The sequence below is a fragment of the Mycobacterium lacus genome, assembly GCF_010731535.1.
Classification (GTDB): Bacteria; Actinomycetota; Actinomycetes; order Mycobacteriales; family Mycobacteriaceae; genus Mycobacterium; species Mycobacterium lacus.
Genome location: NZ_AP022581.1, coordinates 1,050,339 through 1,070,089 on the forward strand (window position 1 = coordinate 1,050,339; position 19,751 = coordinate 1,070,089).

General features: G+C 67.2%; 21 protein-coding genes, 1 tRNA gene and 2 pseudogenes. 19 read left to right on the top strand and 5 right to left on the bottom strand.

Going from position 1 to position 19,751, the window contains the following annotated elements; translation table 11 throughout:
• Positions 1 to 40 precede the first annotated feature (40 nt).
• Complete coding sequence (locus G6N24_RS04905) at positions 41 to 2,044, bottom strand: ATP-dependent DNA helicase (RefSeq protein WP_085158625.1); 2,004 nt, start codon at positions 2,042 to 2,044, stop codon at positions 41 to 43.
• 18 nt (positions 2,045 to 2,062) lie between these two features.
• Positions 2,063 to 3,433 (bottom strand): nicotinate phosphoribosyltransferase, encoded by a 1,371-nt coding sequence (locus tag G6N24_RS04910; RefSeq protein ID WP_372514521.1) that lies wholly within the window; start codon positions 3,431 to 3,433, stop codon positions 2,063 to 2,065.
• A gap of 117 nt (positions 3,434 to 3,550) precedes the next feature.
• Here G6N24_RS04910 and clpS point away from each other — a divergent pair, with 117 nt between their 5' ends.
• From clpS to G6N24_RS04965, 11 genes are all read left to right on the top strand, one after another.
• Entirely contained in the window at positions 3,551 to 3,856 is a 306-nt protein-coding gene (clpS, locus tag G6N24_RS04915) for an ATP-dependent Clp protease adapter ClpS (RefSeq protein ID WP_085158621.1), read from the top strand.
• A gap of 25 nt (positions 3,857 to 3,881) precedes the next feature.
• Entirely contained in the window at positions 3,882 to 4,469 is a 588-nt protein-coding gene (gene aosR / locus G6N24_RS04920; protein WP_085158619.1) for an oxidative stress transcriptional regulator AosR, read from the top strand.
• A 10-nt stretch (positions 4,470 to 4,479) separates the two neighbouring features.
• Positions 4,480 to 5,511 carry a P1 family peptidase gene (locus tag G6N24_RS04925; protein ID WP_085158617.1) on the top strand — a complete coding sequence of 344 codons (1,032 nt, stop codon included), beginning with the start codon at positions 4,480 to 4,482 and terminating at the stop codon, positions 5,509 to 5,511.
• 24 nt (positions 5,512 to 5,535) lie between these two features.
• Complete coding sequence (locus G6N24_RS04930; RefSeq protein ID WP_139822275.1) at positions 5,536 to 5,964, top strand: Mov34/MPN/PAD-1 family protein; 429 nt, start codon at positions 5,536 to 5,538, stop codon at positions 5,962 to 5,964.
• Positions 5,965 to 5,974: 10 nt separating this feature from the next.
• The gene (locus G6N24_RS04935; protein ID WP_085158615.1) at positions 5,975 to 6,247 is read left to right on the top strand and encodes a MoaD/ThiS family protein; all 273 of its coding nucleotides are present in this window, start codon (positions 5,975 to 5,977) and stop codon (positions 6,245 to 6,247) included.
• 9 nt (positions 6,248 to 6,256) lie between these two features.
• Entirely contained in the window at positions 6,257 to 7,228 is a 972-nt protein-coding gene (locus G6N24_RS04940; protein ID WP_085158613.1) for a cysteine synthase, read from the top strand.
• Positions 7,219 to 7,884 carry a rhomboid family intramembrane serine protease gene (locus tag G6N24_RS04945; RefSeq protein WP_085158611.1) on the top strand — a complete coding sequence of 222 codons (666 nt, stop codon included), beginning with the start codon at positions 7,219 to 7,221 and terminating at the stop codon, positions 7,882 to 7,884. The genes G6N24_RS04940 and G6N24_RS04945 overlap by 10 nt, the downstream gene beginning before the upstream one ends.
• Positions 7,881 to 8,696: a glutamate racemase gene (gene murI / locus G6N24_RS04950; RefSeq protein ID WP_085158609.1), complete on the top strand. Its 816-nt coding sequence runs from the start codon at positions 7,881 to 7,883 to the stop codon at positions 8,694 to 8,696. Before G6N24_RS04945 ends, murI begins: the two co-directional genes overlap by 4 nt.
• Positions 8,697 to 8,770: 74 nt before the next feature.
• On the top strand, positions 8,771 to 9,544 hold the full coding sequence (locus tag G6N24_RS04955; protein ID WP_085158607.1) for a cyclic nucleotide-degrading phosphodiesterase: 774 nt from the start codon (positions 8,771 to 8,773) through the stop codon (positions 9,542 to 9,544).
• A gap of 86 nt (positions 9,545 to 9,630) precedes the next feature.
• Entirely contained in the window at positions 9,631 to 10,410 is a 780-nt protein-coding gene (gene rph, locus G6N24_RS04960) for a ribonuclease PH (protein ID WP_085158605.1), read from the top strand.
• Positions 10,407 to 11,027, top strand: coding sequence for a non-canonical purine NTP pyrophosphatase (locus G6N24_RS04965; RefSeq protein WP_085158709.1), 621 nt, complete (start codon positions 10,407 to 10,409; stop codon positions 11,025 to 11,027). Before rph ends, G6N24_RS04965 begins: the two co-directional genes overlap by 4 nt.
• On the opposite strand, the gene G6N24_RS04970 is transcribed toward G6N24_RS04965, so the two are convergent.
• Positions 11,024 to 11,380 carry a DUF3817 domain-containing protein gene (locus G6N24_RS04970; protein ID WP_085158603.1) on the bottom strand — a complete coding sequence of 119 codons (357 nt, stop codon included), beginning with the start codon at positions 11,378 to 11,380 and terminating at the stop codon, positions 11,024 to 11,026. The genes G6N24_RS04965 and G6N24_RS04970 overlap by 4 nt on opposite strands.
• Entirely contained in the window at positions 11,377 to 11,754 is a 378-nt protein-coding gene (locus G6N24_RS04975) for a hypothetical protein (protein WP_085158601.1), read from the bottom strand. The genes G6N24_RS04970 and G6N24_RS04975 overlap by 4 nt, the downstream gene beginning before the upstream one ends.
• A gap of 157 nt (positions 11,755 to 11,911) precedes the next feature.
• On the opposite strand from G6N24_RS04975, the gene G6N24_RS04980 reads away from it, so the two are divergent.
• The 3 genes and pseudogenes from G6N24_RS04980 (at position 11,912) to G6N24_RS04990 (ending at position 12,990) form a co-directional block, all read left to right on the top strand.
• Positions 11,912 to 11,995 (top strand) — tRNA-Leu (locus G6N24_RS04980).
• Between the two features lie 188 nt (positions 11,996 to 12,183).
• Positions 12,184 to 12,486: pseudogene (locus G6N24_RS04985) on the top strand (type II toxin-antitoxin system TacA family antitoxin); the annotation flags it as partial.
• Between the two features lie 3 nt (positions 12,487 to 12,489).
• Positions 12,490 to 12,990 carry a GNAT family N-acetyltransferase gene (locus G6N24_RS04990; protein ID WP_085158597.1) on the top strand — a complete coding sequence of 167 codons (501 nt, stop codon included), beginning with the start codon at positions 12,490 to 12,492 and terminating at the stop codon, positions 12,988 to 12,990.
• Between the two features lie 347 nt (positions 12,991 to 13,337).
• Here the strand turns inward: G6N24_RS04990 and G6N24_RS04995 are convergent, their stop codons facing one another.
• The gene (locus G6N24_RS04995; protein ID WP_085158596.1) at positions 13,338 to 14,510 is read right to left on the bottom strand and encodes an acyl-CoA dehydrogenase family protein; all 1,173 of its coding nucleotides are present in this window, start codon (positions 14,508 to 14,510) and stop codon (positions 13,338 to 13,340) included.
• Positions 14,511 to 14,605: 95 nt separating this feature from the next.
• Here G6N24_RS04995 and fabG point away from each other — a divergent pair, with 95 nt between their 5' ends.
• The 5 genes and pseudogenes from fabG (at position 14,606) to G6N24_RS05020 (ending at position 19,745) form a co-directional block, all read left to right on the top strand.
• Positions 14,606 to 15,364 (top strand): 3-oxoacyl-ACP reductase FabG, encoded by a 759-nt coding sequence (fabG, locus tag G6N24_RS05000; protein ID WP_085158594.1) that lies wholly within the window; start codon positions 14,606 to 14,608, stop codon positions 15,362 to 15,364.
• An 84-nt stretch (positions 15,365 to 15,448) separates the two neighbouring features.
• Positions 15,449 to 16,665, top strand: a pseudogene (locus tag G6N24_RS05005) (acetyl-CoA C-acetyltransferase).
• The gene (locus G6N24_RS05010; RefSeq protein WP_085158592.1) at positions 16,662 to 17,873 is read left to right on the top strand and encodes a CoA transferase; all 1,212 of its coding nucleotides are present in this window, start codon (positions 16,662 to 16,664) and stop codon (positions 17,871 to 17,873) included. Before G6N24_RS05005 ends, G6N24_RS05010 begins: the two are co-directional and overlap by 4 nt.
• Complete coding sequence (locus G6N24_RS05015; protein WP_085158590.1) at positions 17,870 to 19,063, top strand: acyl-CoA dehydrogenase family protein; 1,194 nt, start codon at positions 17,870 to 17,872, stop codon at positions 19,061 to 19,063. Before G6N24_RS05010 ends, G6N24_RS05015 begins: the two co-directional genes overlap by 4 nt.
• A gap of 4 nt (positions 19,064 to 19,067) precedes the next feature.
• On the top strand, positions 19,068 to 19,745 hold the full coding sequence (locus G6N24_RS05020) for a GntR family transcriptional regulator (RefSeq protein WP_085158588.1): 678 nt from the start codon (positions 19,068 to 19,070) through the stop codon (positions 19,743 to 19,745).
• Positions 19,746 to 19,751 lie beyond the last annotated feature (6 nt).

Here is a 19,751-nt window from a genome sequence, read left to right on the forward strand (position 1 = left end):
TGGTTGGGCCATCACCGGCCGCCTACCCGGCGGCGAGCTGTCACGCCGGGTGGTTGTCCAGGGATACCCGCAGCCGCCGAAGCGCCCCGCGGACCTGCGCACCGTTGGTGGTTTGCCAGAACGGCGGCAGCGACGCGCGCAGATAATCGCCGTATCGGGCGGTGGCCATTCGCGAATCCAGCACGGCAACCACGCCCCGGTCGGTGGCGCGGCGTAACAGCCGACCCGACCCTTGAGCCAGCAACAGCGCGGCGTGGCTGGCGGCGACGGCCATGAACCCATTGCCGCCGCGGGCTGCCACCGCACGCTGGCGCGCACTCAGCAACGGGTCATCCGGCCGGGGAAACGGGATGCGGTCGATCAGCACCAGTGACAGCGACGGACCCGGCACGTCGACGCCCTGCCACAGCGACAAGGTGCCGAACAGCGATGTCGCCGGGTCGGCAGTGAACTGCTCGACGAGCGCGGGGGTGCTGTCGTCGCCCTGGCACAACACCGGTGTGGAGAGTCGTTCGCGCATGGCCTCGGCGGCGGCGCGCGCCGCCCGCATCGAGGAGAACAGGCCAAGCGTGCGCCCGCCGGCCGCAGTGATCAGTTCGGCGATCTCGGTTAACTGCTCGGCCGAGCCGGTGCCGTCGCGGCCGGGCGGCGGGAGATGCGCTGCCACATAGAGAATTCCCGACTCGGCGTGCTGGAACGGTGAGCCGACGTCCAGTCCGCGCCAACGATAATCGTCACTGGTCAGTCCCCACGCGGTGGCCATCGCGTCGAAGGTCCCGCCGACGGTCAGCGTCGCCGACGTCAATACGACGGTCGAACGCGAAAACACCGCAGTAGCCAGCAACTTGGCGACCGACAGCGGAGCCACCCGTAGCACGGCGCGGGACGCACCGCGGCTTTCCTCGTGGTCGAGCCAGACCACGTCGGTGCGGTCGGGGATGGCGGGGGTGAACGAGTCTAAGATCCGCGACGCGGTCTCGGAGATCTCGATCAGTGCCGCAGCCGCTTCCGCGCGCGCCGATGCCGCCTTGGCGTCGCTGGTGGCCTCGATCGCCGAGCGTGCCGCGGCCGCCGCGTCGCGCAGCGCGGTCAGGTAGGTCGCCATCTCGTCGTTTAGATAATCGATGCGGCCGGGCTTCGCATCGTGGATGGCCGAGGCGAGGGTGGCTGTCGTCGCATCCAATCGCTGGGTCAGTTCCGGGTCTACCAACCGGGCAATCCGCCGCGCGGCCAGTCCGAGGCTGGCCGAGGACAGCTCGGCGCCGGCCACCGAGGTCACCCGGTCGGCCAGCTCGTGCGCCTCGTCGATGACCAGCAGCGTGTGTTCCGGCAGCACACCCGATTCGGTGACGGCATCGATGGCCAGCAGCGCGTGGTTGGTGACGACGATATCGGCCCTGCCGGCAGCACCACGCGCCCGTTCGGAGAAGCACTCGGAGCCGAACGGACAACGCGCGACGCCGATACATTCGCGCGCGGAAACGCTGACCTGAGACCACGATCGGTCGCCCACGCCAGGCTTCAGGTCGTCGCGGTCGCCGGTGTCGGTCGACGACGCCCAGGCGGTGAGCCGCTGCACGTCGCGGCCCAACGCGGTGACCGCCATCGGGTCGAAGAGCTCCTCCTGCGGCGGTTCCTCCCCTACGCCTGGGTCGTCGGAAGCGCCATTGTGGACCTTGTTCAGGCACAGGTAGTTTCGTCGACCCTTGAGTAACGCGAACCGCGGCCGGCGAGGCAGCGCTTCGGCGAGTGAATCGGCCAGCCGGGGCAGGTCGCGATCGACGAGTTGACGCTGCAGGGCGATCGTAGCCGTCGACACCACGACCGGAGTTTCGTCGCTGACCGCGCGGACAATCGCGGGAACCAGATACGCCAGCGACTTGCCGGTGCCGGTTCCGGCCTGAACGACCAGGTGCTCGCCGGTTTCGAAGGCCTGCGCGACCGCGGTGGCCATCTCCAGCTGACCGCGGCGTTCACTGCCACCGAGCGCGGCCACGGCGATGGCGAGCAGCTCGGGCACAGACTTGGAAACGGACTCGGTCACGGCTGGCGTGGCTACTCCTCAGAACGCGATCTGCCGCGTCGGAATCGCGGGTTCGCCATGCGCCAGCTTAAGTCCCTCCCACGGCAGGCTGCGCAGTCCGGACGCGACCAGCTCCCGCGCTTTCGCCAGGCTGGTATCGGCCACCACCTGCCCGCCGCGGACCAGGGGCGTCGTCAATACCCGGCATGGTTCGGGGGTATCCGGCGGGCGGCCCGCCGGATACACAACCTCCTCGGTGACCGTGCCCGTCGGGCGGGAGTGCCGCAGCGCCTCCTTGCGCCCGCCATGGGATTCCTTGTGGCTGCTGCGCTTTCGCACCGGCATGCCGTCGACCTCGACCAGCTTGTACACCATGTTCGCGGTCGGTGCGCCCGAGCCGGTGACCAGCGACGTACCGACGCCGTAGCTGTCCACCGGCTCGGCGCGCAGCGCCGCGATGGAGAACTCGTCGAGATCACCGGATACCACGATGCGCGTCCGGGCGGCCCCCAGCTGGTCCAACTGCTGCCGGACCTGGCGCGCCAGCACCCCCAGCTCGCCGGAGTCGATCCGGACCGCGCCGAGTGTGGCACCGGCGGCGGCCACGGCATTGGCCACGCCGGTCGTCACGTCGTAGGTGTCCACCAGCAGCGTGGTGTCGGCGCCCAGAGCGTCGACCTGCGCGCGGAACGCGGCCAATTCGGACATTTCCAGGGGGGTGTCCCGCTGGGTGTGCAGCATGGTGAAGGCGTGCGCGGCGGTGCCCTCCGCGGGCACACCGTAGCGCCACCGGGCCGCCAAGTTGGAGGTCGCGGCGAACCCGGCGATGTAGGCCGCCCGGGCCGCCGCCACCGCGGCACGTTCGTGGGTTCGTCGTGAGCCCATCTCGATCAGCGGCCGCCCCCCGGCGGCACTGACCATGCGTGCGGCCGCCGAAGCGATCGCGCTGTCGTGGTTGAGGATCGACAGCACCAGTGTTTCGAGCACCACGCATTCGGCGAAGCTGCCGTGTACCGACAGGATGGGGGATCCCGGGAAGTACAGCTCGCCCTCGGCATAGCCGTCGATGTCACCCCCGAACCGGAAACCGCGCAGATAGCGCAAGACGTCGGGGTCGAGGAATTCGGCGAGTAACCGGCACGCGTCGTCGTCGAACCTGAACTGCGGCAGGGTTTCCAACAGTCGGCCGGTTCCGGCGACCACGCCGTATCGGCGACCCGCGGGGAGCCGCCGGGCGAACACCTCGAACGTGGTCTGGCGATGGGCCGTGCCGTTTCGCAGCGCCGCGGCCAGCATGGTCAACTCGTACTTGTCGGTCAGCAGCCCGGCTGGGTCTGGATTGCCGGGCTCTCCCCCTCGCCGTCCCCCGCAGGCGGGCGGTACCCCCTGCGCGGCTGGGGGTGCCCCCACAGCGGGCCCAGACGGCCCGCATCGTCGCCCAGCTGGGACCGAGTCGTTCATGCTGCAACCGTATCCGTACGCGCCGGTAGCTCGGTATTCGCGTCGATGGCTCGGTATCCTGGGGCCATGGTTGTCGCGTCCGCGCCCGCTAAGCCGGGCACCACCGGGCAACGCGAGTCCGCGCCGGTAGACGTTACCGCCGCACCCTGGGTCACCATCGTGTGGGACGACCCCGTCAACCTGATGACCTACGTGACGTACGTCTTCCAGAAGTTGTTCGGCTACAGCGAGCCGCATGCCACCAAGCTGATGCTGCAGGTGCACAACGAAGGCAAGGCAGTGGTGTCGTCGGGCAGCCGGGAGTCCATGGAGGTCGACGTGTCCAGACTGCACGCCGCCGGTTTGTGGGCGACTATGCAGCAGGACCGGTGAGATTCGAGGGTATCCAGGATCCACCGTGCGCAAATGGAAGCGCGTCGAGACCCGCAACGGTCCTCGTTTTCGGTCGTCCTTGGCCGCGCATGAGGCGGCCCTGCTCAAGCATCTGGTGACCGCGATGATCGGTCTGCTCGACCAACGCGAATCCTCCTCGCCCTCAGACGAACTCGAGGAGATCACCGGCATCAAGACCGGGCATTCGCAACGCCCCGGCGACCCGACGCTGGGTCGGCTGTTGCCGGACTTCTACAAGCGCGATGTCGACGACCCGTTGCCCCTGGATGCCTCGGAGACCCTCAACGCGGCGCTGCGCAGCCTGCACGAGCCGGAGATCATCGACGCCAAACGTGTTGCCGCACGGCAGTTATTGGATACGGTTCCGGACAACGGCGGCCGGGTCGAGTTGACCGAGGAGGCGGCGAACGCCTGGATCGCGGCGGTCAACGACCTTCGCCTGACGCTGGGAGTCATGCTCGAGATCGGCCCGCAGGGTCCGCAACGCCTGCCGGCTGACCATCCACTGGCCGCGCACTTCGACGTGTACCAGTGGCTGACCGTCTTGCAGGAATACCTGGTCGTGGTGCTGATGGGGGCCCGATCATCGTGACGGAGTCCGGATGAGCTCCATCACCGACGTCGGGGGCATCCGTGTCGGCCACTACCAGAGGCTGGACCCCGATGCGTCCCTCGGCGCCGGTTGGGCCTGTGGCGTCACCGTCGTGCTGACGCCGCCGGGGACGGTCGGCGCCGTGGATTGCCGGGGCGGCGCGCCTGGCACCCGAGAGACCGATCTGCTGGACCCGGCCAACAGCGTGCGCTTTGTCGATGCGGTGTTGCTCGCCGGCGGCAGTGCGTACGGGCTGGCGGCCGCCGACGGCGTCATGCGGTGGATGGAGGAACACGAGCGCGGGGTAGCGATGAGCGGCGGCGTGGTCCCCATCGTGCCGGGTGCGGTGATCTTCGATCTCCCGGTCGGCGGCTGGGACTGCCGGCCGACGGCCGAATTCGGCTATCTGGCCTGTGCAGCCGCCGCGGATGGCGGTGGGCTCGTCGGGACGGTAGGCGCCGGCGTGGGGGCGCGTGCCGGCTCGCTCAAGGGTGGTATCGGGACGGCGTCGCTGACGTTGCCGTCCGGCGTGACCGTCGGCGCCATCGTCGCGGTGAACTGCGCGGGCGACGTCGTCGACCGGGCCACCGGCCTGCCCTGGATGGCGGATCTGATTGGCGAGTTCGGGTTGGCGCCGCCGCCGGCCGAGCAGCTCGACGCGCTGGCGCAGCTGCCGTCCCCGGTGAGCCCACTGAACACGACGATCGGTGTGGTGGCCACCGACGCCGCGCTGAGCCCGGCGGCGTGCCGCCGCGTCGCGATCGCCGCCCACGACGGGCTGGCCCGAACGATCCGGCCGGCGCACACCCCGCTGGACGGCGATACGGTGTTCGCCCTGGCGACCGGGGCGGTCGAGATGTCGGCTGGCGGCGAGAACACCGCGCCGGCCGCATTGTCTCCGGAGACGGGGCTGGTCGCCGCGGTGGGCGCCGCCGCGGCAGAATGTGTGGCGCGCGCGGTCCTGGTCGGTGTGCTCGCCGCTGAGTCGGTGGCAGGAATACCGACCTACCGCGGCATGTTGCCCGGAGCGTTCGGGGCCTGACTATCGGGGATATTGCGAAGGGGAATGGTTGACGTGCTGGTGATTCGTGCCGACCTCGTGGACGCGATGGTCGCCCATGCGCGCTCCGATCACCCCGACGAAGCGTGCGGGGTGCTGGCCGGCCCGGACGGCTCCGACCGGCCCGAGCAGCACATCCCCATGACCAACGCCGAGCGCTCGCCGACGTTCTACCGCTTCGACTCACAAGAGCAACTCAAGGTGTGGCGTGCCTTGGAAAGCGCGGGGGACGCCCCGATCGTCATCTATCACTCGCACACCGCGACCGAGGCGTACCCGAGCCGCACCGACGTGAACCTCGCCTCCGAACCGGACGCGCACTATGTGCTGGTGTCCACCCGCGACCCGCAGCGTCATGAGCTGCGCAGCTACCGCATCGTGGATGGGACCGTCACCGAAGAGCCCATCACCATCGTCGACAAGTACCGATCTTAGGAAGGCCCGCATGAACGTCACCGTGTCCATCCCGACCATCCTGCGGCCCCACACCGGCGGCCAGAAGCGCGTCTCCGCGAGCGGTGACACGCTCGGCGCGGTCATCAGCGACCTGGAAGCCAACTACTCCGGCATCTCCGAGCGCCTGGTCGACAACGGCAAACTGCACCGCTTCGTGAACATTTACGTCAATGACGAGGATGTGCGGTTCTCCGGCGGCCTGGACACCGAGATCGCCGACGGTGACTCGGTCACCATCCTGCCCGCCGTCGCGGGCGGGTAAGCGGAGCACATGACGCGTTACGACTCGCTGTTGGCCGCCCTGGGCAACACGCCGCTGGTTGGTCTGCCGAGGCTGTCGCCGCGTTGGGATGACGGGCCCGACGGGCCACACGTGCGGTTGTGGGCCAAGCTCGAGGACCGCAACCCGACCGGGTCGATCAAGGACCGCCCGGCGTTGCGGATGATCGAGCAGGCCGAGGCCGACGGGCTGCTCACATCGGGCGCGACGATCCTGGAACCCACCAGCGGTAACACCGGCATCTCGCTGGCGATGGCGGCCCGGTTGAAGGGTTACCGGCTGATCTGCGTGATGCCGGAGAACACCTCGGTGGAACGGCGTCAGCTGTTGGAGCTCTACGGCGCGCAGATTATTTACTCGCCGGCCGAAGGCGGCTCCAACACCGCGGTGGCGACCGCCAAAGAGCTGGCCGCGGCCAACCCGTCGTGGGTGATGCTCTACCAGTACGGCAACCCGGCCAACACCGACTCGCACTACTACGGCACCGGCCCCGAGCTGCTCGCCGACCTGCCCGAGATCACCCACTTCGTCGCCGGTCTGGGTACCACGGGCACGCTGATGGGCACCGGCCGGTATCTGCGCGAGCATGTTCGAAACGTCAAGATCGTGGCCGCCGAGCCCCGTTACGGCGAGGGCGTTTATGCGCTGCGCAATATCGACGAAGGATTCGTGCCCGAACTGTATGACCCGGACGTACTGACCACCCGGTACTCGGTCGGCGCGGCCGACGCGGTGCGCCGCACCCGCGAGCTCGTGGACTCCGAAGGCATCTTCGCCGGCATTTCGACCGGAGCGGTCCTGCATGCCGCCCTCGGAGTCGGCGCCATCGCGCTGGCGGCCGGCGAGTGCGCCGACATCGCCCTCGTGGTCGCCGACGCCGGATGGAAGTATCTGTCCACCGGCGCCTACGCCGGTAGCCTGGACGATGCCGAGAAAGCTCTGGAAGGGCAGCTATGGGCATGACCCCGCGCACACCGGCGACGCAGACGAAGCGGCGGCCGCGCTGGATGGTTGGCGGGGCGACGATCCTGACCTTAGTGTCGTTGTTGTACCTCGTCGAATTGATCGACCAGCTGTCGCGGCATTCCCTGGATGTCAACGGCATCAGGCCGCTGGAAACCGACGGCCTATGGGGGATCATCTTCGCGCCGGTGCTGCACGCCAACTGGGCGCACCTGATAGCCAATACGGTCCCACTGCTGGTCTTGGGTTTCCTGATGACGCTGGCCGGCCTGTCCCGCTTCATTTGGGCCACGGCGATCGTGTGGATCCTGGGCGGCTTCGGCACCTGGCTTATCGGCAACGTGGGCAGCACCTGCGGCCCGACCGACCACATCGGCGCCTCCGGTCTGATCTTCGGCTATCTGGCCTTCCTGCTGGTGTTCGGGCTGTTTGTCCGCAAGGTGGCCGACATCGTCGTCGGGCTGGTGGTCTTGTTCGTCTATGGCGGCGTTCTGTGGGGCGCGATGCCGGTGCTCGGCCAATGCGGCGGCGTGTCCTGGCAAGGCCATCTGTGCGGTGCGCTCGCCGGCGTCGTGGCGGCGTATCTGTTGTCCGCGCCGGAGCGCAAGGCTCGCGAACGGAAAAAGGCCCTCCGCTCGTCGCGTCTCGGAACATGAGTTCGCCGTTGGCGCCCGTCGGGGTCTTCGACTCCGGCGTCGGAGGATTGACCGTCGCGCGGGCAATCATCGACCAACTGCCCGACGAGGACCTCGTCTACGTCGGCGACACCGGCAATGGCCCCTACGGCCCGCTCACCATCCCCGAGATCCGCGCCCACGCCCTTGCCCTCGGCGACGACCTGGTGGCCCGCGGTGTCAAGGCGCTGGTGATCGCATGCAACTCGGCATCGGCGGCGTGCCTGCGAGACGCCCGTGAGCGCTACGACGTGCCCGTCGTCGAGGTGATCCTGCCGGCGGTGCGCCGCGCCGTTGCCGCCACCCGCAACGGCCGCATCGGCGTCATCGGTACTCGGGCGACGATCACCTCGCACGCCTACCAGGACGCGTTCGCCGCCGCCCGCGACACCGAGATCACCGCCGTGGCTTGCCCACGGTTCGTGGACTTCGTCGAGCGCGGCGTCACCAGCGGACGTCAGGTGCTCGGTTTGGCTGAGGGCTATCTGGAGCCGCTGCAGCGCGCCGAGGTCGACACGTTGGTGCTTGGTTGCACGCACTACCCACTGCTGTCCGGTCTGATTCAACTGGCGATGGGTGACAACGTCACCCTGGTCTCCAGCGCCGAGGAAACCGCCAAGGAAGTGGTTCGGGTACTTAGCGAATTGGACCTGCTGCGTCCACACGACGCACCGCCCGCTACCCGCGTCTTCGAGGCCACCGGCGACCCCGAGGCGTTCACCAAACTGGCGGCACGATTCCTGGGTCCCGCGGTGACGGGTGTGCGACCGGTTCAGTGGTCCCACATCCACTAGGCGCAAGGAGGAGAGATTCTGGTCACCCAATGCGGCAATGTCTTTCTCATCGTGGTATCGGGCATGGCACAGTAGTGTCCGTGCGAATCACCGTGCTCGGCTGCTCCGGCAGTGTCGTGGGTCCGGATTCGCCTGCATCGGGTTACCTGCTCCGGGCGCCGGGCACCCCGCCGTTGGTGCTGGATTTCGGCGGGGGCGTGCTCGGCGCGCTGCAACGGCACACCGACCCCGGCTCGGTGCATGTGTTGTTGTCCCACCTGCACGCCGACCATTGCCTGGACCTGCCGGGCCTTTTCGTGTGGCGTCGTTACCATCCGGCACGCCCCACCGGCAAGGCGTTGTTGTACGGGCCGAGCGATACCTGGTCGCGGTTGGGGGCCGCGTCGTCACCCTACGGCGGGGAGATCGACGACTGCTCGGACATCTTCGACGTGCGCCACTGGGTTGACCGTGAACCGGTGACCCTGGGCGCGCTCACGATCGTGCCGCGGGTGGTTGCCCACCCGACCGAGTCGTACGGCCTGCGCATCACCGATCCCAGCGGGGCCGCGTTGGCCTACAGTGGCGACACCGGCTTCTGTGACCAGCTGGTTGAGCTGGCCCGTGGCGCCGACGTCTTCCTTTGCGAGGCCTCCTGGACGCACTCGCCCAACCGCCCGCCCGACCTGCACCTGTCGGGTACCGAGGCCGGGAGGGCCGCAGCGCGGGCGGGCGTCCGCGAGCTGCTGTTGACGCATATCCCGCCATGGACGTCGCGCGAGGACGTGATCAGCGAGGCCAAGGCCGAGTTCGATGGTCCCGTGCACGCCGTGGTGTGCGGTGAGACCTTCGAGGTCAAGCGCGCCTGACCGGGGCAAAACGTGGGATCACCATCGGCCCTCAGCGGCAATCACCTCGCGTACTGCGTCCGCGGCTGACCGCTAGGGTTGGCGTCGTGTCCAAACGAGAAGACGGTCGCCTCGACGACGAGCTTCGACCGGTGGTCATCACCCGGGGGTTTACCGAAAACCCGGCGGGTTCGGTGCTGATCGAATTCGGCCACACCAAGGTCATGTGCACGGCCAGCGTCACCGAGGGGGTGCCACGCTGGCGCAAGGGATCCGGTCTGGGTTGGCTCACCGCCGAGTACGCGATGCTGCCGTCGGCCACCCATACCCGCTCCGACCGCGAGGCCGTGAAAGGCCGGCTCAGCGGGCGCACCCAGGAGATCAGCCGATTGATCGGCCGGTCGCTGCGGGCATGCATCGACCTGGCCGCGCTGGGGGAGAACACGATCGCCGTGGACTGCGACGTGCTGCAGGCCGACGGCGGGACCCGTACGGCAGCCATCACCGGCTCCTACGTGGCGTTGGCCGACGCGGTGACCTACCTGTCGGCGGCGGGCAAGCTCTCCGATCCCAGGCCGTTGTCATGCGCAATCGCGGCGGTCAGCGTGGGTGTGGTCGACGGCAGGATTCGGGTGGACCTGCCCTACGACGAAGACTCGCGCGCCGAAGTCGACATGAACGTGGTTGCCACCGACACCGGGACCCTGGTGGAGATCCAGGGCACCGGCGAGGGTGCGACGTTCCCGCGTTCGACGCTGGACAAGCTGCTCGACGTGGCGCTGAGCGCGTGCGACAAGTTGTTTGCCGCACAGCGCGAGGCGTTGGCGCTGCCGTACCCGGGTGTGCTGCCCGAGGGACCTCCGCCGCCGAAAGCGTTCGGAAGCTGACCCGGCTGCTGGTTGCCAGCCGCAACACCAAGAAGCTGACCGAACTGCGCCGGGTGCTGGACGGCGCCGGATTGCCGGGTCTGACGCTGGTGTCGCTCGACGATGTGGCACCGTTCGACCAAGCGCCGGAAGCCGGCGCGACGTTCGAGGACAACGCGCTGGCCAAGGCGCGGGAAGCGTTCGCGGCGACGGGTCTGGCGAGTGTGGCCGACGACTCCGGTTTGGAGGTGGCCGCGCTGCGCGGGATGCCGGGCGTGCTGTCGGCGCGCTGGTCGGGAATCCATGGTGACGATGCCGGCAACACCGCGTTGCTGCTGGCACAGCTGCGTGATGTGCCCGACGAGCGGCGCGGTGCCGCCTTCGTGTCGGCCTGCGCGCTGGTCTACGGAGCGGGCGACGCCCGCAAAGAAATCGTCGTCCGTGGCGAGTGGCCCGGCACGATTGCCCGGGAACCGCGGGGGGAGGGCGGATTCGGCTACGACCCGATCTTCATACCTGACGGCCCTGGCATCGGGGGCCGCACCGCGGCGCAGCTAACCCCGGCAGAGAAGGACGCGATGTCCCATCGTGGCCGCGCCCTGGCCCTGCTACTGCCGGCGCTGCGAGCGCTGGCCTAGAGCCCGAAGCGCGCCTTGATGTCCCTGGTCTGGAAGTGCTCGACGACGATGCCCAGCAGCGGGATGGTGCCCGCGAGCAGGACGCCGACCGTCTTGGGGATCGGCCAGCGGACCTTGACGGCCAGGTTGAAGGCGGCGAGCACGTAGACGAAGTAAACCCAGCCGTGCACCACCTCGATCCACCGGATTTCGTGGTGGAACACCAGGTGCGAGACGATCTCGTAGCACAGCGCGATGAGCCAGATGCCCGTCGTCCACGCCATGACGCGGTAACCGAGTAGCGCCGTGCGGATCTTCTCGACCGGAAATGAGGGCGCGGCTTGCTGCGCTTCGGGTGACTCGGGTGTCGTCATGCGGTGGTCCTGTTCTGCTTTTCGGCATCGCTTCTCGCGAGTTCGGCGAGGTAGTTGTTGTACGCTTGCAAAACGTCGTCGGGCGGCTGCTGCGCGGGTTTCGGGCGCTCGGGCAGCAGCCCGGCGGGTATTTCGGTCATGACCCCGTTCTTTCGCGGCTCCGGCGGCGCCTCTTCGTAGCGAACGAATTTGCGGTACGCGTAGACGCAGAACCAGGCGAACAGCGGCCACTGCAGCGCATATCCGAGATTCTGATAGGTGCCTGATACCGCCTGAAATCGTGTCCACTGCCACCAGCCCAGGGCCAGGCAGCCGCCGGCCGCGACGATCACCAGGGCGATCAGCGCGGGCCGGTGGCGACGCGTCGTGGACACGATTAGACCGTACCCCGTTGACGGGTCATCACTTCGGCCCGACGAATTCGTCCCATGATCGCCCGAAGCTAGCCTTCCGCTCGCCGTTGTGCCCGTAAGACAATCCACTCCACCGACACGTTCCCCGGGCGACAGAAGCGTTAAGATCGCTGGGTCCGCGGGCGTGGCGAAATTGGCTTACGCGCCGGCTTTAGGTGCCGGTGCTCGAAAGAGCATGAGGGTTCGAGTCCCTCCGCCCGCACTCAAACTGTCCCGGCGACGTGAGCGCATTTTTGATTTTGAGCACAATTTCGTGTGGGTAACGCGCGTGCAACATGGCCACGAACACGGCGTCCGGTAGCGCCACGAACCGGTGCCGCTGATATCACGGCATGAGTGCGCGACCGAGGAAAACGCCTGGTGAAGGCGGTGGTGATGGTGACTAAGTAGAGTTGTACGCCTATCAGGCACACAATGTGGTGCATGGCTACGAAGACTCAGCGTTTCGCCGTGCGCCTGACCCTTGAGCAGGACGCGCTGATTCGTCATGCCGCCGAAGTCGAGGGGACCGACCTCACCAACTTCACCGTCGGCGCGACGTTGGCGCATGCGCGTGACGTGCTGGCTGACCGCAGGCTGTTCGTCCTTGATAATGCCGCGTGGGCGGAATTCCTGGCGGTGCTGGACCGGCCCGTCGCGCACAAGCCGCGGCTCGAGAAGTTAGTCGCCGAGCCGTCTATTTTCGAACGCTGACGCGTGAGCGGTTACGGCCTGCCGCGGCCGATCAGCGAGGCTGACGAGGCCGCCACGTTCGACAGCGGTGAACGCAGCTTGGATGACTATCTGCGCAAGCGGGCGTTGGCCACTCACGTTGCGGGGGCGTCGCGCTGTTTCGTGACGTGCCGGGATCGCCGGGTGGTCGGTTTCTATGCGGTGGCGTGGGCATCGGTGGAGCGTGGTGCCGGTGCGGGGGGCGTGCGCCGCAACATGCCTGACCCGGTGCCGGTAATTTTGTTGACGCGGTTGGCGGTTGACCGCAAAGAGCGGGGCAAGGGTTTGGGCAAGCATCTGCTACGTGATGCGATCGCGCGCTGTGTCGGGGTGGCCGAGCAGGTTGGGGTGCGGGCGATGCTTGTGCACGCATTGCACGACGAGGCCCGCTCGTTCTACCTGCATTTCGAGTTCGAGCCTTCCCCGACTGATCCGCTGCACTTGATGCTCTCGATGAAAGACGCTCGCGCGCTGATCGGTGCTTGAGCATTCCCAGCGTGGGGCATCTTCCACACCTTTGGTCGTCGACTACCGGACTCCAAGAGCGTAACGCCAGGGTGGAATTTCACGCCCGCGCACCTGTGGCCGCAATTGATGCCGTATGGCTTACAGTCGACCCACCAATCCATCGGATCTGCTCGTTGGTGGAATCACGTCTGGGAGGCGCATTTTCCGCGATTTCCGGCACCCGCGCGATGTGACCCCGCGGTGGTTATCGGCGGCACTCAGTCAACCTGGTCGATGTTTGCGAGGTCGAGAATCGGTGGGGCCCTTGGCGTCACCCGCCAATCCGCGTGGGAGCGATTTTCCGGGGAAAGGCGAATACCGGAGAATCAGCGTTGCGCGGCCTTGACGAGGTTGGACCCGATGATCAGGCGCTGAATCTCGCTGGTGCCCTCATACAGTCGCAGCAGCCGGACATCGCGGTAGATGCGTTCGACCGGGACGCCACGCATGTAGCCGGTGCCGCCGTGAATCTGCACCGCGAGATCTGCTACCTTGCCTGCCATTTCGGTGCAGAAGAGCTTTGCCGCCGATGGCGCGATCCGGCGATCCTCGCCCGTGACCCACAGCCGTGCTGCCTCGCGGACGAGGGCGCAGCCGGCCAGCACCCCGGTCTGCTGGTCGGCGATCATCGCCTGCACCAACTGGAAGCTTCCAATCGGCGCACCGCCCTGCGTCGCGGTGGCGGCATACGCCACGGACTCGTCGAGTGCGCGGGTGGCGGTGCCCACGGCGATCGCGGCGATGTGGATCCGGCCGCGCGCCAACGAGGTCAACGCGGCCCGATAGCCGATGTCTTCCGTGCCGCCGATCAGTGCGCCGCCGCCCACGCGGACGTCGGTAAAGCTGACGTCGGATGTCCACGCACCCTCCTGACCCATCTTCGCGTCCTTGACGCCGACCCGCACTCCCGGGGTGTTCGCGGGAACGAGGAAGACGGCGATGCCGGCACCCTGGTCGTCGGCGGGACGAGTGCGGGCGAATACCACGAACAAATCGGCGACGGGCGCATTGGTGATGAAACGCTTCTGTCCGGAGATCACCCAATCGTCTTTGTCGCGAACGGCTTTGGTTCGCAGTCCGGCCGGGTTTGAGCCGGCGCCGGGCTCGGTCAGCGCGAACGAGGCGACGACGTCGCCGGCTGCCATCGGCTCCAGCCAGCGCGCCTTTTGTTCGTCGGTGCCGAAGCCAACCAGAACCTGCCCGGCGATGCCGTTGTTGGTGCCGAACATCGACCGCAGGGCCAATGAGGTGTAGCCCAACTCCATCGCCAGCTCGACATCGTGCACAAGGTTCAGCCCAAGCCCGCCCCACTGCTGTGGAATCGCGTACCCGAACAGGCCCATCTTCTTGGCGTGCTCACGCAGATCGTCGGGGACCCGGTCCTCGGCCAGAATCTCCTGCTCGCGTGGGACCACCGCGGTGCGGACGAAGTGACGGGTCTGATCCAGGATCTGCTGGAAATCCTCGTCGGAGACCTCCGGGCTTTCGGCAATGGTCATCGGCAAACGCTCCTCGCTGGGTACCGCATCCGGCAGGGAGATCCTATATGAAATATGATATTTGAACGGGTGCGGGAGCCACGACCTGAGGATGGGTGATCGAGGTGTCGTTGTTGAGCGGTCGAACTGCGGTGATCACGGGCGGCGCCCAAGGGCTGGGGCTGGCCATCGCGGAGCGATTCGTCGCCGAGGGCGCGCGGGTGGTGCTCGGCGACGTCAATCTCGAGGCGACCGAGGGCGCGGCACAGCAGTTGGGCGACGACAAAGCGTTGGCGGTGCGCTGCGATGTGACTCGAGCGGACGACGTCGACACCCTCATCCGGACCGCTGTTGAGCGTTTCGGTGGCCTGGACATCATGGTGAACAACGCCGGGATCACCCGCGACGCGACGATGCGCAAGATGACCGAAGAACAGTTCGACGAGGTCATCGCCGTGCATCTGAAGGGGACGTGGAACGGCACCCGGCTGGCCGCGGCGGTCATGCGGGAAAACAAGGCCGAAAACAAGCGGGGTGCCATCGTGAACATGTCGTCGGTGTCGGGCAAGGTCGGCATGGTCGGCCAGACGAACTACTCGGCGGCCAAGGCCGGAATTGTCGGGATGACCAAGGCGGCCGCCAAAGAGCTTGCGTACCTTGGCATCCGGGTGAATGCGATCGCTCCCGGCTTGATTCGCTCCGCCATGACAGAAGCAATGCCGCAACGCGTTTGGGACCAAAAGGTGGCCGAGGTTCCCATGGGCCGGGCCGGTGAACCCAGCGAGGTCGCGAGCGTCGCGCTATTCCTCGCCTCCGACCTGTCCTCGTACATGACCGGCACCGTCCTGGACGTCACCGGCGGCCGGCACATATGACCGGCGCGAGCAGACGCAAAAGCCCCCAATTCGCGCCGAATTGGGGGGCTTTTGCGTCTGCTCGGCCTCAAGACGGGAGTCGCCATGCGTGAGGCCGTCATCTGCGAACCGGTGCGGACACCGATCGGCTGCTACGGCGGAATGTTCAAGTCGCAGACCGCCGTCGACCTCGCCGTGACCGCCCTGCGGGGCCTGCTCCACCGAACCGGGATCGCGCCCGGGGCAATCCAAGACGTCATCCTGGGACACTGTTATCCCAGCAGTGAGGCCCCGGCGATCGGGCGCGTGGTGGCGTTGGATGCCGGTCTGCCGGTGACCGTCCCCGGAATGCAGGTCGACCGCCGCTGCGGGTCGGGTCTGCAAGCGGTGATTCACGCGTGCCTGCACGTGAGCTCTGGCGACAACGACCTCGTCGTCGCCGGCGGATGCGAAAGCATGAGCAACGTCGCGTTCTACTCCACTGACATGCGTTGGGGGGCGCCCGCTCCGGTGTTCGGGTGCATGACGGGCTGACTCGCGGGCGCACCACGGCCGGTGGCCGCAATTACCCGGTGCCGGGCGGGATGCTGGAGACTGCCGAGAACCTGCGTCGCCAGTATGGCATTTCACGACGGGAGCAGGACGAGCTCGCGGTGACCTCACACCAGCGCGCGGTGGCCGCACAGAAGAACGGAATTCTGGCCGAGGAAATCATTGCGGTCCCGGTGCGGACCCGGAACGGCGAAGAGTTGATCGACACCGACGAGCGCCCACGAGCTGACACGTCAATCGAGTCGTTGAGCAGACTCAAACCCGTTCTGCTGGGCGATGATCCAGAAGCAACGGTGACGGCCGGCAACGCCAGCGGGCAAAACGACGCCGCGTCCATGTGCCTGGTGACCACACCGGAGAAGGCGGACGAATACGGCCTGACGCCCTTGGTCCGCTTGGTGTCCTGGGGACAGGCCGGCGTGGCGCCCAACGTCATGGGCATCGGTCCGGTGCCGGGCACCGATGTCGCACTCGCCAAGGCAGGTCTGCAACTGTCCGACATCGACCTCATCGAACTTAACGAGGCCTTTGCCGCCCAGGCCCTCGCGGTGATGCGCGAATGGAATTTCGGCGTCGCCGACCGCGAGCGAACCAACGTGCACGGCTCCGGGATCTCGCTGGGTCACCCGGTCGGCGCGACCGGCGCGCGGATGCTGGCCACCTTGGCGCGCGAGCTCAATCGCCGCCAGGCGCGCTATGGGTTGGAGACCATGTGTATCGGTGGCGGCCAGGGACTCGCCGCGATCTTCGAGCGGGTCGGGTCGCGATGAACGGCGCCCGGTTGCCGCTGACCGGCATCAGCGTCATCGAGGTGTCGAGTTTCGTCGCCGCGCCGCTGTGCGGCATGACGCTGAGTCAGCTTGGCGCGCAGGTGATCCGCGTCGATCCGATCGGGGGAGCCTCGGACGTGGCGCGGTGGCCCCTGGCGGCCACCGGCGCGTCGATCTACTGGACCGGGCTGAACAAGGGAAAGCGTTCGGCCACCATCGATCTGAGGTCGCCGGAGGGCCAAGGGCTGGTCCAGCGACTGATCGTCGAGGGCGACGGCATCGTGGTGACAAATGCCGCCGGCCTGCGCTGGCTGAGTCATGATCTGTTGGCCGCCAGGCGTTCCGACGTCATCCACGTCCAGCTGCTGGGCCGCGGCGACGGCTCCACCGGGGTGGACTACACCGTTAACGCGGGCATCGGCTTTCCGCTCGTCACCGGGCCGGTCGAGCATGCCGGTCCGGTGAACCATGTGTTGCCGGCCTGGGACGTGTGCTGTGGCCTATATGCGGCGCTGGCCGTCGTCGCGGCCGTCCACCGCCGTGACCAGTCCGGGGTGGGTGCGCGCATCAGCCTGGCACTTGAGGACGTCGCGCTGGCCACGGCGGGAAATCTAGGGCTGTTGACCGAGCCCCAGGTGAACGGGACGCAACGCCAGCGTCTGGGCAACGCCATCTACGGTCAGTACGGCCAGGATTTCACCAGTCGCGACGGGGTCGCGTTCATGGTTGTCACGTTGACCGGGAGGCATTTTCACGATCTGGTCGAGGTGACGGGCACCCGGGCCGCGGTGTCGGCGCTCGCCGAGGCTCTGGGCGTGGACTTTGCCGACGAAGGCGGCCGCTACCGGTATCGCGATGCACTGTCCGGCCTGTTCGCCACCTGGTTCGCCGATCGTACGGCGGAGGAAATCGCCGCGGCATTGTCGGACACCACGGTGTTGTTCGAGCAGTACCGGACTTTCGCGGAGGTCGCGGCGGGCCCGAAGGTGACCGCCAATCCGCTGTTTTCGCGGCTGCACCAACCCGGTGTCGGCGACTATCTGGCGCCGGGCATGCCGACCGCATTCGATGGCGCCCATCCCGCCAGTTCGCCCGCGCCCGCCTTGGGACGGGACACCGCGGACGTCCTTAGCCAGTTCCTGGGATTGACGACCGCCGACATCGCGCGGTTGACAAGAGCGAAGACAATAGGGGTAGCCAGCACATGACCAGACTCGCTCAGACACTCGGCCTCACCGAAATCCAGACCGAGATCATCACTACGGTAAGGCAATTCGTCGAGAAGGAAGTCATTCCCAACGCGCCGGCGCTCGAACGCGGCGACACCTACCCGCAAGACATCGTGGACCAGATGCGCGACATGGGCCTGTTCGGTTTGATGATCCCGCAGGAGTATGGCGGGCTGGGGGAATCGCTGCTGACCTACGCGCTGTGTGTCGAGGAGCTGGCACGCGGGTGGATGAGCGTGTCCGGGGTGCTCAATACGCACTTCATCGTCGCGCACATGCTGCGCCAGCACGGCACCGAAGCACAAAAGCAGCGCTTCCTCCCGCGCATGGCGAGTGGCGATTCTCGCGGCGCGTTCTCGATGTCTGAGCCGGAGCTTGGCTCCGACGTCGCCGCGATCCGAACCCGGGCGCGACGCAACCCCGACGGCACCTACACCATCGACGGCCAAAAGATGTGGTTGACCAACGGCGCCAGTTCGACGCTGATCGCCGTGCTGGTGCGCACCGACGAGGGCGCGGACCAGCCGCACCGCAACCTGACCGCGTTCCTCGTCGAGAAGCCAACGGGTTTCGGCGAAGTAGTGCCAGGACTGACGATTCCCGGCAAGATCGACAAGCTGGGATACAAGGGCATCGACACCACCGAACTCGTCTTCGCCGGCTATCGCGCCAGCGCCGACGACATCCTCGGCGCCACCCCGGGGCTAGGCTTCTTCCAGATGATGGACGGCATCGAAGTCGGCCGGGTCAACGTGTCGGCACGAGCGTGTGGTGTTGGCATTCGGGCCTTCGAGCTCGCAGTGCGCTACGCCCAGCAACGCCATACCTTCGGCAAGCCGATCGCCGAACACCAGGCCATCGCCTTCCAGTTGGCCGAGATGGCAACCAAAGTCGAAGCGGCGCACCTGATGATGGTGAACGCGGCGCGGTTGAAGGACTCGGGTGAACGCAACGACCTGGCCGCCGGCATGGCCAAATACCTTGCCAGCGAGTACTGTTCCGAGGTCACCCAGCAGAGCTTCCGCATTCACGGCGGTTACGGCTACTGCAAGGAGTATGAGATCGAGCGGCTGATGCGCGATGCGCCATTCCTGCTCATCGGCGAGGGAACCAGCGAAATCCAAAAGTCCATCATCAGCAAGCGGCTGCTGGCCGAGTATCGGGTGTGAGGCGATGACCGCCCCGGATTTCACTGCGCGGCCGCAACTTTCCGAGGATGTCGCACGCTTTGTCCGTAAGCGGATCTTCGACGGCAGCTACGCAGCGGGGTCCTACATTCGCCTGGACCAACTGGCCGTGGAATTGGGCATCAGCGTCACGCCGGTGCGTGAAGCGCTGCTCGCCCTGCGCGCCGAAGGTTTGATCGCGCAGCAGCCGCGCCGGGGCTTCGTGGTGTTGCCGGTAACCGGGCGAGACCTGGCCGACGTCGCGAACGTGCAGGCTCACGTCGGTGGCGAGCTCGCCGCGCGGGCCGCGTTGAACATCACCGACGACCAGCTGCGCGAGCTCAACGGAATCCAGGTCCAGTTGGAGGCGGCCTACGCCGGTGATGACGACGAACGGACGGTTCGGCTCAACCACGAGTTTCACCGGGCCATCAACGTTGCGGCCGACTCGCCCAAGCTTGCCCAGCTGATGTCGCAGATTACCCGCTACGCACCGGAATCGGTGTTTCCCGCGATCGAAGGATGGCCGGCCCAGTCGATCAGGGATCACCGGCGGGTGTTGTCCGCGTTGCAGAAGCACGACGATAAGCTCGCCCGCGCGGCTATGTCGGAGCATCTCGCCGCGGGCGCAGCTCCGTTGATCGACCACCTGATCTCGCGTGGGGTGATTGCAGAGGCGCCATAACGCGAT

What these genes read in the sequence shown, in the direction of transcription:
- clpS (WP_085158621.1), top strand. Translation starts at nt 3,551, where the DNA reads ATGGTTGTCGCGTCCGCGCCCGCTAAGCCGGGCACCACCGGGCAACGC.
- G6N24_RS04925 (WP_085158617.1), top strand. Translation starts at nt 4,480, where the DNA reads ATGAGCTCCATCACCGACGTCGGGGGCATCCGTGTCGGCCACTACCAG.
- G6N24_RS04930 (WP_139822275.1), top strand. Translation starts at nt 5,536, where the DNA reads ATGGTTGACGTGCTGGTGATTCGTGCCGACCTCGTGGACGCGATGGTC.
- G6N24_RS04935 (WP_085158615.1), top strand. Translation starts at nt 5,975, where the DNA reads ATGAACGTCACCGTGTCCATCCCGACCATCCTGCGGCCCCACACCGGC.
- G6N24_RS04940 (WP_085158613.1), top strand. Translation starts at nt 6,257, where the DNA reads ATGACGCGTTACGACTCGCTGTTGGCCGCCCTGGGCAACACGCCGCTG.
- G6N24_RS04945 (WP_085158611.1), top strand. Translation starts at nt 7,219, where the DNA reads ATGGGCATGACCCCGCGCACACCGGCGACGCAGACGAAGCGGCGGCCG.
- murI (WP_085158609.1), top strand. Translation starts at nt 7,881, where the DNA reads ATGAGTTCGCCGTTGGCGCCCGTCGGGGTCTTCGACTCCGGCGTCGGA.
- G6N24_RS04970 (WP_085158603.1), bottom strand. Translation starts at nt 11,380, where the DNA reads ATGACGACACCCGAGTCACCCGAAGCGCAGCAAGCCGCGCCCTCATTT.
- G6N24_RS04995 (WP_085158596.1), bottom strand. Translation starts at nt 14,510, where the DNA reads ATGACCATTGCCGAAAGCCCGGAGGTCTCCGACGAGGATTTCCAGCAG.
- G6N24_RS05010 (WP_085158592.1), top strand. Translation starts at nt 16,662, where the DNA reads ATGAACGGCGCCCGGTTGCCGCTGACCGGCATCAGCGTCATCGAGGTG.
- G6N24_RS05015 (WP_085158590.1), top strand. Translation starts at nt 17,870, where the DNA reads ATGACCAGACTCGCTCAGACACTCGGCCTCACCGAAATCCAGACCGAG.
- G6N24_RS05020 (WP_085158588.1), top strand. Translation starts at nt 19,068, where the DNA reads ATGACCGCCCCGGATTTCACTGCGCGGCCGCAACTTTCCGAGGATGTC.